Consider the following 14,408-nt stretch of genomic DNA (forward strand, 5'->3'; position numbering starts at 1 on the left):
GATTTTTATCTATGCCTATTATCACTTTGCCAAATGGCGATCAAAAACAGTTTGATCAAGCCGTATCTGTGATGGAAGTTGCTCAAAGCATCGGTCCGGGTCTTGCCAAAAATACAGTTGCTGGACGTGTGAATGATCGTTTGGTCGATGCCTGCGATTTAATTACCGAAGACGCAACCCTACAAATTATTACGCCTAAAGATGAAGAAGGCGTAGAGATTATCCGTCACTCATGTGCGCACTTGGTGGGGCATGCGGTAAAACAGCTTTTTCCTGAAGCGAAAATGGTGATTGGCCCTGTCATTGAAGAAGGTTTCTACTATGATATCTGGATGCCTCGTCCATTTACGTTAGATGATTTGGCAGCAATCGAAGAGCGTATGAAAAAGCTCATCGACCAAGATTATGATGTTGTGAAAAAAATGACCCCGCGTGATGAAGTAATTGCAGAATTCACAGCGCGTGGCGAAGAATATAAATTACGTTTGATTGCAGACATGCCAAACGAAACTCAAATGGGTTTGTACTATCATCAAGACTATTTGGATATGTGCCGTGGTCCACACGTTCCAAACACTAAATTCTTAAAGTCGTTCAAACTCACCAAAATTTCTGGCGCTTACTGGCGCGGTGATGCGAAAAACGAACAGTTACAACGTATTTATGGTACGGCTTGGGCAGACAAAAAGCAGCTCGCGGCGTATATCAAACGTATTGAAGAAGCAGAAAAGCGTGACCACCGTAAAATTGGTAAAGCTTTGGACTTGTTCCACATGCAGGAAGAAGCGCCGGGCATGGTGTTTTGGCATCCAAATGGTTGGACGATTTACCAAGTACTTGAGCAATACATGCGTAAAGTACAACAAGACAACGGTTACCTAGAAATTCGTACCCCGCAAGTGGTCGATTTCACGCTATGGGAAAAATCAGGACATGCTGCCAACTACGCAGACAATATGTTTACCACCCATTCTGAAAACCGTAACTATGCAGTAAAACCAATGAACTGCCCATGTCACGTACAAGTCTTTAACCAAGGGCTAAAGTCATATCGTGATTTGCCAATTCGTTTGGCAGAATTTGGTTCATGTCACCGTAACGAGCCATCAGGTTCACTGCACGGCATTATGCGCGTACGTGGCTTTACTCAAGACGATGCCCACATTTTCTGTACCAAAGAACAAATTGGGCCAGAAGTTGCAGACTTCATCAAACTGACTTTAGATGTTTATAAAGATTTCGGTTTTGAAGAGGTGCAAATGAAACTGTCTACACGTCCTGAAAAACGTGTGGGAGATGATGCACTTTGGGATATGGCAGAAAAATCTTTGGCTGATGCCTTGGATGCTGCAGGTCTGGAATGGGAGTTACAACCGGGTGAAGGTGCGTTCTACGGCCCGAAAATTGAATTCTCACTGAAAGACTGCTTAGGTCGTGTGTGGCAATGTGGTACAATTCAGTGTGACTTTAACTTGCCTGAGCGTTTAGAGGCATCTTATGTCACTGAAGACAATGATCGTGATCAGCCTGTAATGTTGCACCGCGCAATTCTTGGCAGCTTTGAACGATTTATTGGTATACTTATTGAGCACTATGCAGGCTTTATGCCACCATGGTTAGCGCCAGTGCAAGCTTGTGTCATGAATATTACCGATTCACAAGCTGCTGCAAGTGAACAGGTCGTCGCAAAACTTAAAGAAAACGGTATTCGTGCTATTTCTGACTTGAGAAATGAGAAAATCGGCTTTAAGATTCGTGAGCGTACATTAGAGCGTATTCCATACTTACTGGTACTTGGGGACCGTGAAGTGGAAGAAGGAACGGTAAACGTCCGTACTCGCTCAGGAACAAATTTGGGTACTATGTCAATTGATGCTTTCATTGACCTAGTGAAAACAGCCGTCGCAGAACGCGGCCGGTATATTGTGGAGTAACAGCGATTAAACAGCCTGACCGTAATCAACAGGGCGGAAAATCTAACCGTCCTGCTTTGAATGATGAAATTCGTGCAAAAGAAGTCCGTCTTGTAGACGAAAATGGTGAGCAAAAAGGTATTGTAAGCTTGGCTGATGCATTACGCGCAGCAGAAAGCGTTGACCTTGACTTGGTGGAAATTGTGGCAAATGCCGAACCACCGGTGTGCAAAATCATGGACTTTAACAAGCATTTGTTTGATCTAAAGCAAAAGCAGAAAGAAGCGAAGAAAAAACAGCATCAAGTACAGGTGAAAGAAATCAAGCTCCGCCCTGCGACTGATGTTGGTGATTACAACGTAAAATTACGTGCAATTATCAAATTCCTTGAAGAAGGGAACAAGGTAAAAATCACTTTACGCTTCCGTGGTCGTGAAATGGCTCACCAACAGTTAGGTTTGGCTCAATTGCAAAAAGTTGAAGCAGATGTAATTGAATATGGTGTAGTTGAACAAGCACCAAAAATGGAAGGTCGTCAAATGGGTATGTTGCTTGGTCCTAAAAAGAAAAAGTAATCCCATCTTGAACAAAAGAAGCACTGCACCTTGGCGGTGCTTTTTTTTGCGTGATGAAAGTGAGCATCTATGTTTCATGTTTATGAGATATGCCATTCGATAAAAAAACTCTACGCAGCGACACGCAACAAACGCTTAAAAACATGCTATAACTAAAACCGCAGTAGAAGAACGCTGGTCAAAAAGCAAAAAAAGTAATGAAGGATAAAACATGATTGATCTTTATTATTGGGGCACCCCCAACGGTCATAAAATTAGTATTGCACTTGAAGAAATGGGTTTGGAATATCAAATTTTCCCCATCAATATTTCAGAAGATGATCAATTTCAGCCAGATTTTTTAAAAATTTCGCCCAATAATAAAATTCCTGCAATTGTCGATCAGAACGGTCCGCGTGGTGAGCCAATCTCTGTGTTTGAGTCGGGTGCAATTTTGCAATATCTAGGGCGCAAAACTGGCATGTTTTATCCTACCGATGAACAGGAGCGTGTTGAAGTAGAGCAGTGGCTCATGTGGCAAATGGGTGGTTTTGGTCCAATGTTAGGACAGAATCATCATTTTAGCCGTTATGCACCAGAGAAAATTCCTTATGCGATTGAACGCTATATCAATGAATCCAAGCGTTTGTATGGCGTGTTAAATAAGCAGTTGATGGGGCAAAAGTACGTGGCGGGCGAATATTCAATTGCTGATATGGCTATTTTGCCGTGGGCGTTACGTCATGACTGGCAAAATATTTCGCTGGAAGATTATCCGTATGTACAAGACTATATTACACGGCTGACTGCGCGCCCTGCAGTGCAGAAAGCACTCGCGATTCAAGTTTAAATCTACTTTTATGCTAAGATGCCAGCCACCTGATACCTCACTTTTTCAGGTGGCTTTTTTATTGGATGAGCTATGCAAGAATTTTTTTTAAACTTTACCAAGATTGTTGAGCAAAATGTCAAAGTGTATTGGAGCATTATTTTGGGCATTGTGTCTTGCTTGATCTTATTTGTGATCGAAGCATTTCATGTGCAGAATATGATTGTGGCTTTAAATAGCACAGATCAACAGGTTTTACGTGCTGCGATTGAGCCTGTTACTCAGCGTTATGCATGGGCACGTGCGGCACTTATTTTGCTTAGTATTGTTTGGGCGAACTGGGAATATCGTAAAACCAAGCAGGCTTTAGGGCTTTAAATCGTCTATGCTTTGGACGCTGTTTGGTTTATTTTTATCTGCATGTGGTGCGGCAACTTTATTGCCTTTACAGTCCGAAGCTGTGTTGTTGGGGCTGTTATATGAAGGCAGCTATGCACCCATTTGGCTGATTAGCATTGCCAGTCTAGGCAATATTTTAGGTTCTTGTGTGAACTGGTATTTGGGACTCAAGATCGAACATTATAAAGATAAAAAGTGGTTTCCTGTTTCGGCTACACAATTAGAAAAAGCACAGCACACCTACGCCAAATATGGGTTTTGGTCTTTACTGCTCAGTTGGGTGCCGATTATTGGTGATCCAATTACGCTGATTGCAGGTTTAATGAAAGAACATTTTGCCCGTTTTGTGTTGATGGTGAGTCTAGCCAAAATCGGGCGTTATCTGTTTATTTATTTTGTTTATACATGGGTTTAAGCCAACCACCGCTTTACTGTCCCCATGTACACTTATGACTGTTCTTGTGTACCACACGTGTTTAAATCAAAATAAATTTCATCTTTTAATTTTGACTTTTTATACAGCCAAAATTGACGCGGTACATCTACTTGAGCAGCTTTCACTGCAGCTAAAACTTGTTGATCAAGCGCGTATTGTCCCGAACCTTGTGTCAATTTCACACGTTTCACTTCGCCATGCTTATTCACTTTGAGTTGAAACTTTAACTTGCGTGAGTGATTTTTTAAATCTTCCGCACTTAGGTTTAATTGTGGTTGATGACGATACTTAAATTGAACTTTTTGCTGATGTCGCTGTGCTAACCATTGTTTAGATTGAAAATTAAACTGGCAATTTTCGTGTTGGTTATCCTGAAATCTTAAATTAAAGCTTTGAAAACCAATGGTCGGTACGGCAGTATCTTCTACATAGGTCGGTTGAATTTCAGCAGTGCGAACCGCTTGTAATAAGGCATCATCTAATTTTTTCAGCCCTGTACTTTCTTGAATAGTGGCTTGACTGATTTTGCCGGTTTCATCTGCATAAATACGCACAATTGCAGCTCGGTTTTGTTGATTTAAATCTTCATTTTTATATTTGGGTTGTGGAAACTTGCGCCATGCTAAGCGTGTGGTGAGATGAGCAGGCAAGGCAGCACTTTTTTGTACTTCGAGTGTGGCTTTTGGTGTCGATTTCTGCTGCGGTGGTTTTGCAAAAAGATGCGTCGCACTGAGTCCAAGCAATAGAGTTATATATAAAGATGTTTTCATCATATTACGGTCTTTTTTATCTCACACAAGACGAGGCGAAGTATTGATGGAATTGTGGATAATCGCAAGGGTAATCCGCAACTTATTGCAAGTTTTTAGGGTGTTGATCTGCACAATTTTTGACAGAGCTTTAGCTTTATTTTGAATTGTAGTGGGTGTTCACAATTCCAGTATTTTTTCCTGAGTTGAATTACGGCAAATGAGTGAGGTAATGATCATTTTTTATTTAGCCAATATGCTTTTGTTTTAAGCAAAGATGCTTTAGAATACTCGCTCCCTTACCTGCAGGTCGTTTTTGCAATGGTGCAGACGTGCCGAACAGGTGTTTAAAGAGGTTGTTATGGCTAAGTTAAAAACTCGCCGTGGTGCAGCTAAACGTTTCAAAGCGACTGCTAACGGTTTCAAGCGTAAACAAGCGTTCAAACGCCACATTTTGACCAAAAAATCTGCTAAACGTATCCGTCAATTGCGCGGCTGTGTAATGGTTCACGTGAGTGACGTTGCTGCTGTTCGTGCTATGTGCCCATACATCTAAGGAGATTATAAATGGCTCGTGTAAAACGTGGTGTACAGGCTCATCGCCGTCATAAAAAAATTCTTGCTCGTGCTAAAGGTTACTATGGTGCTCGTTCACGCGTATATCGCGTAGCGTTCCAAGCGGTAATCAAAGCAGGTCAATACGCTTACCGTGACCGTCGTCAAAAGAAACGTCAATTCCGTGCTTTATGGATTGCGCGTATCAATGCGGGCGCTCGTCAAAATGGTTTATCGTACAGCCGTATGATCGCTGGCTTGAAAAAAGCACAAGTGATTATCGACCGTCGCGTACTTGCTGACATCGCTATGCATGACGCAGTTGCATTTGCTGCTTTAGCTACAAAAGCTAAAGATGCATTAGCTGCATAAGTCTTTATGACTTAAAAGAAAGACCGCATTTGCGGTCTTTTTTTATGCCTGAAATTTAGGGTCTCTGCCAAGTTTCATAACTCAATCTGAGAAATTTTTAGCCACAGCCTGAGCAAAAACAAGCACTGCTTTGTTTGCAGCGGAAGGCGCAGCGAAGGACAAGCATATTTTTTGCTGCTATTGCGTTATGTGCCGGTCATTTAGAATGACTAAATTTCCTGTCCCATGCCTTATATCAGCTAAAAAATATGCGTTGTCGCAAACATAGACGAATTGTCAACAGCCCCTAAGCTTATAAACCAAAATAATAGGCAGCTGCACAAATAACCACAGTCATTAAAATCAGTTTAATCACGGCAGATGTGCCTACTTTATGCGTAGCTGCAGGTGTTGGTATTTGTGGTGAAGCGATGTTTTGTACTTGGCTAGGCGTTGATTCAAAAGGATCAGGTGTTTGCACTGGCGTGAGCTGTGCGGTCTTATAATGGTTTGCCACCTTAGTGATAAATTTGGCGTGTAAATCTTCAAGTTTCTGAGAAAAATGACGTAAATTGAGTTGTTCGCTTGGTTCAAGTTCTGTGCCATCGGCATGATAAGGATGCTGGATTTTATTCTGGATGAATTGATCCAGTGCATCTAAACGATACAGCATCTGATGTGCATAGGCAGCAGGGTAGTCTGCGGGAATTAACGCCAAAGTTGGGTACATGCTTTCAGTTGCGTTTTGAGTAAGATCTACACCGAAATAAGGTTTAGCGCTTTGCTCTGGTTCAACAAACTCTGTAGCACAAGGATTTAAAAATAACTCGGAGCGAATAAAGCGATCAATTTCATCCCAGTTTGGAGAGGCAAAATCTGTATCGAGCTGTCTGGCAAGTTTGTGATTTAATTGATAACGCCACATGACTTCTTGACGTAGCTCGCTCTGTTGGGAAACAGGCGCCATATAATCTTGTTCTGCGGTATACCATTCTGCAAGCTCTTTTCCGAAAATCCAAGCAGATTTGTGCTGTGCCTCGTGACTCACAATAAAGTGTGCAAAAGGCAATAACTCTACATTTGGATTGGGGTTTTTTTCATCATTTAAAATACTTGCCTGATGTAGGCTTAAACGTCGCACACCTTGTTGTTTAAGATGCTCTAACCAGATTTGAAAGTGTTGTGCCAGTAAATGTTGTGACAATAAATCACGAAACTGAATTTGATGCTGGTTAAACACTTGATGCTTGAGCCAATGATTAAAACTTAAATCTTGAGCCAAATATTCATTGCCATAAGTCACAAGGGCAAGTTGCTGTTTCCAAATCTGATCGAGCGCCATAATGTTGAGATCTCGTGGTGATTGGCTTTATCTTATACTTTTTGTATTTCAAGATGCTAATCTAATTTTCATTACATCGAAGCTTCATCAAAGCGACTAAAAACTGTTAGAATACGGGGTTTTTAAATTATTTCTAAATTGTTGCTTTTGAGAGTTACTATGTCACTGGAAGCCCTGACCAATGAAGCGCTCGCTGCAATTGCAGCAGCAGAGGACCTTGCTACACTCGACCAGGTGCGAGTGCAATTTACGGGGAAAAAAAGCCAGCTTGCGGAACAATCCAAAGCACTGGGTAAAATGGACCCTGAACAGCGTAAAGAATTTGGTGCACAAATTCATGCTGTGCGTGAAGCAATCAATGCGGCATTAACTGCGCGTCAAACTGAATTACAACAAGCGGCTTTGGCACAAAAACTGGCGAATGAAACCGTTGATATTACTTTGCCAGGTCGTGGTCAAAGCATCGGCAGTATTCACCCAGTTACGCAGGTACAGGAACGTATTTGCCAATTCTTTACCAAAGCAGGTTTTACCGTGGCAACGGGCCCAGAAGTTGAAGATGACTATCACAACTTTGAAGCGTTGAATATTCCAGGACATCACCCTGCGCGTGCCATGCACGATACTTTCTATTTTGATGTGAATCATTTATTGCGTACCCACACGTCGGGCGTACAAATTCGCACCATGGAAAATCAACAGCCGCCTATTCGTATTGTTTGTCCAGGTCGTGTGTATCGCTGCGACTCAGACCAAACACACTCACCAATGTTCCATCAAATTGAAGGCTTATACGTCGCAGAAAATACCAGTTTTGCAGAACTCAAAGGTTTGTTAATTAACCTGTTAAACGAATTCTTTGAAAAAGACTTAAAAGTACGTTTCCGTCCATCTTATTTCCCATTCACAGAGCCAAGTGCCGAAGTGGATATTATGGATGAACGTGGTCGCTGGTTGGAAGTTTTGGGCTGCGGTATGGTGCATCCAAATGTGTTACGCGCTTCAGGCATTGATCCAGAAAAATATAAAGGTTTTGCCTTCGGTTTAGGGGTAGAGCGTTTTGCGATGTTGCGTTATGGCATCAATGACTTGCGTATGTTCTACCAAAATGATGTGCGTTTCTTGCGCCAGTTTGCTTAAAACTTTTTAAACAACCTTTCCTAAAATTAGGAGAGGGAAAAGAGATTATTTTTAAATTTTAAAAATCCCCCTAAATCCCCCTTTGTAAAAGGGGGACTTACGCGAAATAAATAGAAGTGTGGGAATTCCCCTCTTTATTAAAGAGGGGGTAGGGGAGATTCAGGAAATGAATGTATGAAAATTAGCGAAAATTGGCTACGCACGTGGGTTAACCCAGCCATTGACAGCGATACTTTATCGAATCAACTCACGATGCTGGGTCTAGAAGTTGATGATATGTCACCAGCAGCAAAGCCATTTACAGGCGTTGTGGTGGGTGAAGTCTTAACGGTTGAACAGCATCCAGATGCAGATCGTTTACGTGTGACTACGGTAAATATTGGTTCAGGTGAGCCGTTGCAGATTGTGTGTGGTGCGCCAAACGTGCGTGTAGGTATGAAAGCACCTGTGGCAACCATTGGTGCGGTATTGCCAGGCGACTTTAAAATCAAAAAAGGCAAACTGCGTGGTGTGGAATCACAAGGGATGCTCTGCGGCGCATCAGAAATTGACCTTGAAGATAAACTTGATGGTTTATTGGAACTGCCTGCAGATGCACCTGTAGGTGTGAATGTACGTGAATATCTTGATCTAGATGACCATGTCATTGATATCAGTATTACTCCAAACCGTGGTGATTGTTTCAGTATTCGTGGTATTGCCCGTGAAATTGGGGTGATTAACCAATTGCCAGTGAATACACCTGACATTCAGGCAGTAGCGGCAACTATTCAGGATGAAAAAACTGTACAAAGTTTGACGGAAGGCTGCCCACGTTATTTAGGTCGTGTGATTAAAAATGTAAATACCAAAGCCGCTACACCTGAGTGGATGGAGCGCGCGTTGGCACGTTCAGGTATCCGTCAGCACAGTATTTTGGTTGATATTACCAACTATGTCTTGATTGAATTGGGTCAGCCAATGCACGCTTTTGATGGTGCTAAAATTCAAGGTGGCATTCAAGTTCGTCAAGCGACTGCAGCAGAAAAATTGGTGCTGTTAAACGAGCAAGAAGTTGAGCTGCAAGATGATGTGATGGTGATTGCCGATGACGCAAAAGTATTGGCGATGGCGGGCATCATGGGTAGTTTATCTTCTGCGGTAAGTGATGAAACCACAGAAATTTTCCTTGAATCCGCTTTCTTTGCACCATTGCATATCGCAGGTCGTGCACGTCGTTATGGTTTGCATACCGATGCCTCACAGCGTTATGAACGTGGTGTCGATTTTGAATTGCCATTATTGGCGATGAACCGTGCATCACAACTGATTGCAGAATTTGCTGGCGGCGAATTTGGTCCAATTACAGTGGCAGAACAAGCAGCACAATTGCCAACACGTGAAGCAATTGCGTTAAATCAAGCGCAAGTCGATCAGCTCTTGGGTTATCACGTTGATGCTACATTTATTGCCGATGCTTTAACTCGTTTAGGCTGCGAAGTTACTGTTCAAGCTGAAGGTCAGTGGAGCGTTGTACCACCATCACATCGTTTTGATATGGCAATTTACCAAGACTTAATTGAAGAAGTTGCTCGTATTCACGGTTATGACAACATTCAAATCAGTTTGCCAGTGATTGATGTGCAATTAGCAAAATACCAAGATCAGTTTGAAGTTGCGCAATTACGTCAAACCGCAGTGACTTTAGGTTATCAAGAAGCAATTAGTTTTAGCTTTGCCGATGCAAAATTGGAAAAACAATTAAACCCTGCAGTGAATCCGTTGGCATTGGCGAATCCAATTTCAAGCGATTTGGCAGTAATGCGCTCAACGTTGTTATCCAGCTTAATTCCATGCGTTCAGTACAACGTGAATCGTCAACAAAACCGTGTGCGTTTCTTTGAGTTGGGTTTACGTTTTGATTATCAACATGCAGCAAGCATTCATGACTTGAAGCAAATTCCAACTTTGGCATTGATTGCGGTGGGTGCTAAACATGCAGAATCTTGGCATGCTAAAGCTCAGCCTATGGATTTCTTCGATTTTAAAGGCGATATTGAAGAAATTTTAGCTGCAGGTCGTGTGCAGGTAGAGTATGTTCGTTCAGAGCGTACTTGGTTGCATCCTGGACAATCTGCTGAAATTTTGGTAGATGGTCAGTCTATTGGTTACTTTGGTCGTTTACATCCATCTTTAGAAGATGAGCTGGATTTAGGCACGGCTTGGGTAGCAGAACTCGATCAAACAGCAGTTTTGCAAACTTATGTATCTAATTTTACAGAATTATCACGTTTTCCATCGGTTAGACGTGATATTGCGCTTTTAATTAGTGATAAGATAAATGTAAGCGAAATTCAGCAACTTATTGAAAAAACGGGTGGAGCGCTGTTAGACTCAACTTGGTTATTCGATGTGTATACTGGACAAGGTGTTGAACAAGGCAAGCGTTCTTTGGCTTTTGCTCTGTTATGGCAACATCCAACACGTACACTTGAAGATGCTGAAATTAAATCTGGTATGGATAACATTCTGCAAGTGTTGGAAAACACTTACCAAGCGACATTGAGGGCTTCATGACAGCATTAACAAAAGCAGAAATGGCTGATCATTTAAGTGAGCTCACGAGTTTAAACCGCCGTGAAGCGAAACAAATGGTCGAGTTATTTTTTGATGAGATCAGCCAAGCACTGATCTCTGGCGAGCAAGTTAAACTTTCAGGGTTTGGGAACTTCGAGTTACGTGATAAACGTCAACGACCTGGTCGCAACCCGAAAACAGGCGAAGAAATTCCAATTTCAGCCCGCCGTGTAGTCACATTCCGCGCAGGGCAGAAATTCCGCCAGCGTGTGGGAAATGAGCAGATCGATTGATCTGCTTTTTTTTATGCTTTTTATAAGAGATTTTAGAAAGACGCTGTGATTTAGCAAGACATAGTGATTGATCTTGCAATTGGGAGACTTGAATCAAACTATGGATATGAATGAAAACACTGTAGAGCTGAACAAGACGCTACCTAAGAATTGAGCGTGGAGATGAGAAACCAAAAGGTTATATCGAAATAAATGCCGAATGGGGTTAAGTGTTTTGGTTAAATGCTTTTATATGCTGAATCATCTACTTGAAAAAGATGGATTGAGCGATTTGGAGATATTGTGCTGAGTAAAATAAATTTTAGACAAAATATTCAGAAATAAAAAAGAGAGCCATCGGCTCTCTTTTTGTACTGCATAATCGTATCGATTATTGAGCAGCAGCTTCAGAAGCAGCAGCAGCAGCGTCTACAGCAGCATCAGCAGCGTCAGTTGCAGCAGCAGCAGCAGTGTCAGCAGCATCAGTAGCAGCGTCTACAGCAGCTTCAGCGCCAGAAGCAACTTCTACAGCAGCAGCGTCAGCAGCAGCTTCAGCTTCAGATGCAGCTACAACAGCTTCAGATGCAGCAGCGTTAGCGTCAGCAGCAGCTTCTTCAGTTTTTTTAGCACAACCAACGAAAGCTAAAGTAGTAGCAACTGCAGCAGCAATAGCGATTTTTTTGAATAACATGGCATCACTCTCTAAAATATGAGATTAAAAAAAACCGACGTTAGTCTGTTGTATGCTTTTATTATTCCTAAATTTTGTTAGGCACTAACAACGCAGGCGCAGTCTAACTGGTCTGCGAATATGCTATCACTGCGCTTTTTGAATTGCTACTAGGTTGATTGAAAAAAAGGCAAAAAAACGCGAAAAATACGTGCTTTTTTAACAGAAAATAACAATTAATTTGGCATTTTAGATTGGAGAGTTGCACGGTAACTGGCTAAAAACTAAAAGGTTTTTACTAAATATTTTTTTATAATCATTTACTTAAAAATAAGTTTACATATACCGCGTGCAATTGTGTCTTTATGTAAATTTTGTCAACCAAATAAAAAAGCCATCGTTTTAAGATGACTTTTTTAGGTGTTCTAATATTTATAGCCGTTTAATTGGTTGCTTTACGTTTCATTTGATCAAAGAAGTCGTCATTAGTTTTGGTTTCTTTCATGCGATCAAGCAAGAATTCCATTGCTGCCAATTCATCTTGAGTGTGTAACAATTTACGCAAAATCCAAACTTTACGCAAATTATCTTCACTCATTAAGCGCTCTTCACGACGTGTACCTGATTTTTTGATGTTCATGGCAGGGAAAACACGTTTTTCTGCAATACGACGGTCTAAGGTAATCTCTTGGTTGCCTGTACCTTTAAACTCTTCGTAAATCACTTCATCCATTTTACTGCCAGTTTCAATCAGTGCAGTTGAAATAATGGTTAGAGAACCACCTTCTTCAATATTACGTGCAGCACCAAAGAAGCGTTTTGGACGTTCTAAAGCGTGCGCATCAACACCACCTGTTAAAACCTTGCCTGAAGAAGGTACGACAGTGTTGTAGGCGCGTGCCAAACGGGTAATCGAATCCAGTAAAATCACCACGTCTTTTTTATGTTCAACTAAACGCTTGGCTTTTTCAATGACCATTTCTGCAACTTGAACGTGACGAGCAGGTGACTCATCAAATGTTGATGCAATCACTTCACCGCGCACGGTGCGTTCCATTTCAGTCACTTCTTCAGGGCGTTCATCAATGAGAAGTACAATCAAGAACACTTCTGGGTTGTTACGAACAATCGACTGAGCGATGTTTTGTAGCAACATGGTTTTACCCGCTTTAGGCGGAGCCACAATAATTGAACGCTGACCTTTACCAATTGGCGCAACCAAATCTACCACACGTGCAGTTAAGTCTTCAGTTGTTCCATTACCTAACTCCATCACCAACTGTTCTGTTGGGAAAAGCGGGGTTAAGTTTTCAAATAAGATTTTATTACGTGAATTTTCAGGGGTGTCATAGTTAATTTGATTGACTTTGAGCAAAGCAAAATAACGTTCGCCTTCTTTTGGTGGACGAATCGTACCTGTAATGGTGTCACCCGTGCGCAGGTTAAAGCGACGAATTTGCGAAGGGCTGACATAAATATCATCTGGGCCAGCAAGGTATGAACCTGCAGCTGAGCGTAAGAAACCAAAACCATCAGAGAGAATTTCTAGAACGCCATCACCAAAAATCTCTTCACCATTCATGGCATGGCGCTTTAAGATGGCAAAAATAATGTCTTGCTTGCGGTTACGCGCCATTCCTTCAAGGCCCATAAACTCGGCAATCTTGATGAGTTCGCCAATCGGTTTTTTCTTGAGTTCGGTTAAATTCATAGAGGTTCTGATAGAATTAAAATTCTGGGGTACAGGTTAGAGAGGGAGCAACATTTAGCCGCATTCATACAATAAAATGAAAGCAATTGTATTTGCACAATAACGATTCAGAGCACTGATTCATTGTTTGATTGAAAAATGTGAAAAACAATTTCTGTTGCCGAGCGGCATTTTTGTGTTGTGTCTTTTCAGAAAGAGGATGAAAGATCCTGCGTTTCCTGAGCATGCAATATAAGAGAGAAACGTCTACTTGTCAATTTGTAGGCAAAAAAAATACGCCAATGCGTGGCGTATTTTTTTCATCATCTCTATAAATAGACGATGGATCCATCGACTTAGATATTTTCGTTAATAAATGCAGTCAATTTAGATTTAGGTGCTGCACCGACTTGCTGTGCAACCACTTCACCATTTTTGAACATCAATAATGCTGGAATATTGCGGATGTTGTAGTTCACTGCAGTTTGTTCGCAAGAAGTTACATCAACTTTTACAATTTTAACTTTGCCTTGGTATTCGTCTGCAAGTACTTCAAGTACAGGTGCAATTGCTTTACATGGCGCACACCAGCCAGCCCAGAAGTCAACCAATACAGGAGTATCTGATTGAAGAACATCTGCTTCGAAGTTTGCATCAGTGGTGTTTACGATGTTGCCAGACATGGATTACGCTCCAAATAATTTTTAAGATAGCTTTAGTTAGTATTACATAGCCATCTTGAACAAAGTAGGGGAATCTGTGGATTTTCCATTCAAAATACAAATTTGTCCAATTGATCGTGACGATAACGCTAAACGAAAATGCGAATTCTGTAACACAATTGTCATATATGCGGAAAATTTAAATAGTCGTCAAATTGTGCTGATAAATGGCTTTTAAATTAGGTGTATGTGAATTACTCTAGGCACAATTCTGTCTAGGTTTGTTTGAA

Annotated in this window: 15 protein-coding genes; 10 read left to right on the plus strand and 5 right to left on the minus strand. The window is 41.4% G+C overall.

Annotated features, from left to right (window positions below):
* The first annotated feature begins 11 nt into the window (after window positions 1–11).
* The 5 genes from thrS (at window position 12) to FTU35_RS06655 (ending at window position 4,110) form a co-directional block, all read left to right on the plus strand.
* Window positions 12–1,934, plus strand: coding sequence for a threonine--tRNA ligase (gene thrS, locus FTU35_RS06635; RefSeq protein WP_004975142.1), 1,923 nt, complete (start codon window positions 12–14; stop codon window positions 1,932–1,934).
* Window positions 1,935–1,939: 5 nt separating this feature from the next.
* Entirely contained in the window at window positions 1,940–2,488 is a 549-nt protein-coding gene (gene infC, locus FTU35_RS06640; protein ID WP_096902435.1) for a translation initiation factor IF-3, read from the plus strand.
* Window positions 2,489–2,699: 211 nt separating this feature from the next.
* A complete protein-coding gene (locus FTU35_RS06645; protein ID WP_004975146.1) occupies window positions 2,700–3,317 on the plus strand; it encodes a glutathione S-transferase N-terminal domain-containing protein in 618 nt (205 codons plus the stop codon).
* Between the two features lie 72 nt (window positions 3,318–3,389).
* Entirely contained in the window at window positions 3,390–3,674 is a 285-nt protein-coding gene (locus FTU35_RS06650) for a hypothetical protein (protein WP_180064621.1), read from the plus strand.
* 7 nt (window positions 3,675–3,681) lie between these two features.
* A complete protein-coding gene (locus FTU35_RS06655; protein WP_167846243.1) occupies window positions 3,682–4,110 on the plus strand; it encodes a YqaA family protein in 429 nt (142 codons plus the stop codon).
* A 32-nt stretch (window positions 4,111–4,142) separates the two neighbouring features.
* On the opposite strand, the gene FTU35_RS06660 is transcribed toward FTU35_RS06655, so the two are convergent.
* Window positions 4,143–4,901: an energy transducer TonB gene (locus FTU35_RS06660; protein WP_373686812.1), complete on the minus strand. Its 759-nt coding sequence runs from the start codon at window positions 4,899–4,901 to the stop codon at window positions 4,143–4,145.
* A gap of 340 nt (window positions 4,902–5,241) precedes the next feature.
* On the opposite strand from FTU35_RS06660, the gene rpmI reads away from it, so the two are divergent.
* Both rpmI and rplT read left to right on the plus strand, forming a co-directional pair.
* Window positions 5,242–5,436 (plus strand): 50S ribosomal protein L35, encoded by a 195-nt coding sequence (gene rpmI, locus FTU35_RS06665; protein WP_004975152.1) that lies wholly within the window; start codon window positions 5,242–5,244, stop codon window positions 5,434–5,436.
* An 11-nt stretch (window positions 5,437–5,447) separates the two neighbouring features.
* A complete protein-coding gene (gene rplT, locus FTU35_RS06670) occupies window positions 5,448–5,807 on the plus strand; it encodes a 50S ribosomal protein L20 (protein ID WP_004975153.1) in 360 nt (119 codons plus the stop codon).
* A gap of 292 nt (window positions 5,808–6,099) precedes the next feature.
* Here the strand turns inward: rplT and FTU35_RS06675 are convergent, their stop codons facing one another.
* Complete coding sequence (locus FTU35_RS06675; RefSeq protein WP_180062341.1) at window positions 6,100–7,128, minus strand: hypothetical protein; 1,029 nt, start codon at window positions 7,126–7,128, stop codon at window positions 6,100–6,102.
* A 159-nt stretch (window positions 7,129–7,287) separates the two neighbouring features.
* On the opposite strand from FTU35_RS06675, the gene pheS reads away from it, so the two are divergent.
* The 3 genes from pheS (at window position 7,288) to FTU35_RS06690 (ending at window position 11,117) form a co-directional block, all read left to right on the plus strand.
* Entirely contained in the window at window positions 7,288–8,268 is a 981-nt protein-coding gene (gene pheS, locus FTU35_RS06680; RefSeq protein WP_004975156.1) for a phenylalanine--tRNA ligase subunit alpha, read from the plus strand.
* Window positions 8,269–8,442: 174 nt separating this feature from the next.
* Window positions 8,443–10,824, plus strand: coding sequence for a phenylalanine--tRNA ligase subunit beta (gene pheT, locus FTU35_RS06685; protein ID WP_180064622.1), 2,382 nt, complete (start codon window positions 8,443–8,445; stop codon window positions 10,822–10,824).
* Complete coding sequence (locus tag FTU35_RS06690) at window positions 10,821–11,117, plus strand: integration host factor subunit alpha (protein ID WP_004649746.1); 297 nt, start codon at window positions 10,821–10,823, stop codon at window positions 11,115–11,117. The genes pheT and FTU35_RS06690 overlap by 4 nt, the downstream gene beginning before the upstream one ends.
* Window positions 11,118–11,487: 370 nt before the next feature.
* Here FTU35_RS06690 and FTU35_RS06695 read toward each other — a convergent pair whose 3' ends face one another.
* The 3 genes from FTU35_RS06695 to trxA form a co-directional block, all read right to left on the minus strand.
* Window positions 11,488–11,787: a hypothetical protein gene (locus FTU35_RS06695; RefSeq protein WP_131260745.1), complete on the minus strand. Its 300-nt coding sequence runs from the start codon at window positions 11,785–11,787 to the stop codon at window positions 11,488–11,490.
* A gap of 421 nt (window positions 11,788–12,208) precedes the next feature.
* On the minus strand, window positions 12,209–13,477 hold the full coding sequence (gene rho, locus FTU35_RS06700) for a transcription termination factor Rho (protein WP_180064623.1): 1,269 nt from the start codon (window positions 13,475–13,477) through the stop codon (window positions 12,209–12,211).
* Window positions 13,478–13,812: 335 nt separating this feature from the next.
* Window positions 13,813–14,139, minus strand: a complete 327-nt coding sequence (gene trxA / locus FTU35_RS06705; protein WP_104852455.1) for a thioredoxin — start codon at window positions 14,137–14,139, stop codon at window positions 13,813–13,815.
* Window positions 14,140–14,408 lie beyond the last annotated feature (269 nt).

The organism is Acinetobacter sp. YH12095 (assembly GCF_013419245.1).
In the GTDB taxonomy this organism is placed as follows: Bacteria; Pseudomonadota; Gammaproteobacteria; order Pseudomonadales; family Moraxellaceae; genus Acinetobacter; species Acinetobacter towneri.

Coding starts and splice junctions, on each gene's coding strand:
- FTU35_RS06650 (WP_180064621.1), top strand. CDS start 3,390: ATGCAAGAATTTTTTTTAAACTTTACCAAGATTGTTGAGCAAAATGTC.
- FTU35_RS06675 (WP_180062341.1), bottom strand. CDS start 7,128: ATGGCGCTCGATCAGATTTGGAAACAGCAACTTGCCCTTGTGACTTAT.
- FTU35_RS06660 (WP_373686812.1), bottom strand. CDS start 4,901: ATGAAAACATCTTTATATATAACTCTATTGCTTGGACTCAGTGCGACG.
- pheS (WP_004975156.1), top strand. CDS start 7,288: ATGTCACTGGAAGCCCTGACCAATGAAGCGCTCGCTGCAATTGCAGCA.
- thrS (WP_004975142.1), top strand. CDS start 12: ATGCCTATTATCACTTTGCCAAATGGCGATCAAAAACAGTTTGATCAA.
- rplT (WP_004975153.1), top strand. CDS start 5,448: ATGGCTCGTGTAAAACGTGGTGTACAGGCTCATCGCCGTCATAAAAAA.
- trxA (WP_104852455.1), bottom strand. CDS start 14,139: ATGTCTGGCAACATCGTAAACACCACTGATGCAAACTTCGAAGCAGAT.
- rpmI (WP_004975152.1), top strand. CDS start 5,242: ATGGCTAAGTTAAAAACTCGCCGTGGTGCAGCTAAACGTTTCAAAGCG.
- FTU35_RS06695 (WP_131260745.1), bottom strand. CDS start 11,787: ATGTTATTCAAAAAAATCGCTATTGCTGCTGCAGTTGCTACTACTTTA.
- rho (WP_180064623.1), bottom strand. CDS start 13,477: ATGAATTTAACCGAACTCAAGAAAAAACCGATTGGCGAACTCATCAAG.
- FTU35_RS06645 (WP_004975146.1), top strand. CDS start 2,700: ATGATTGATCTTTATTATTGGGGCACCCCCAACGGTCATAAAATTAGT.
- FTU35_RS06690 (WP_004649746.1), top strand. CDS start 10,821: ATGACAGCATTAACAAAAGCAGAAATGGCTGATCATTTAAGTGAGCTC.
- FTU35_RS06655 (WP_167846243.1), top strand. CDS start 3,682: ATGCTTTGGACGCTGTTTGGTTTATTTTTATCTGCATGTGGTGCGGCA.
- pheT (WP_180064622.1), top strand. CDS start 8,443: ATGAAAATTAGCGAAAATTGGCTACGCACGTGGGTTAACCCAGCCATT.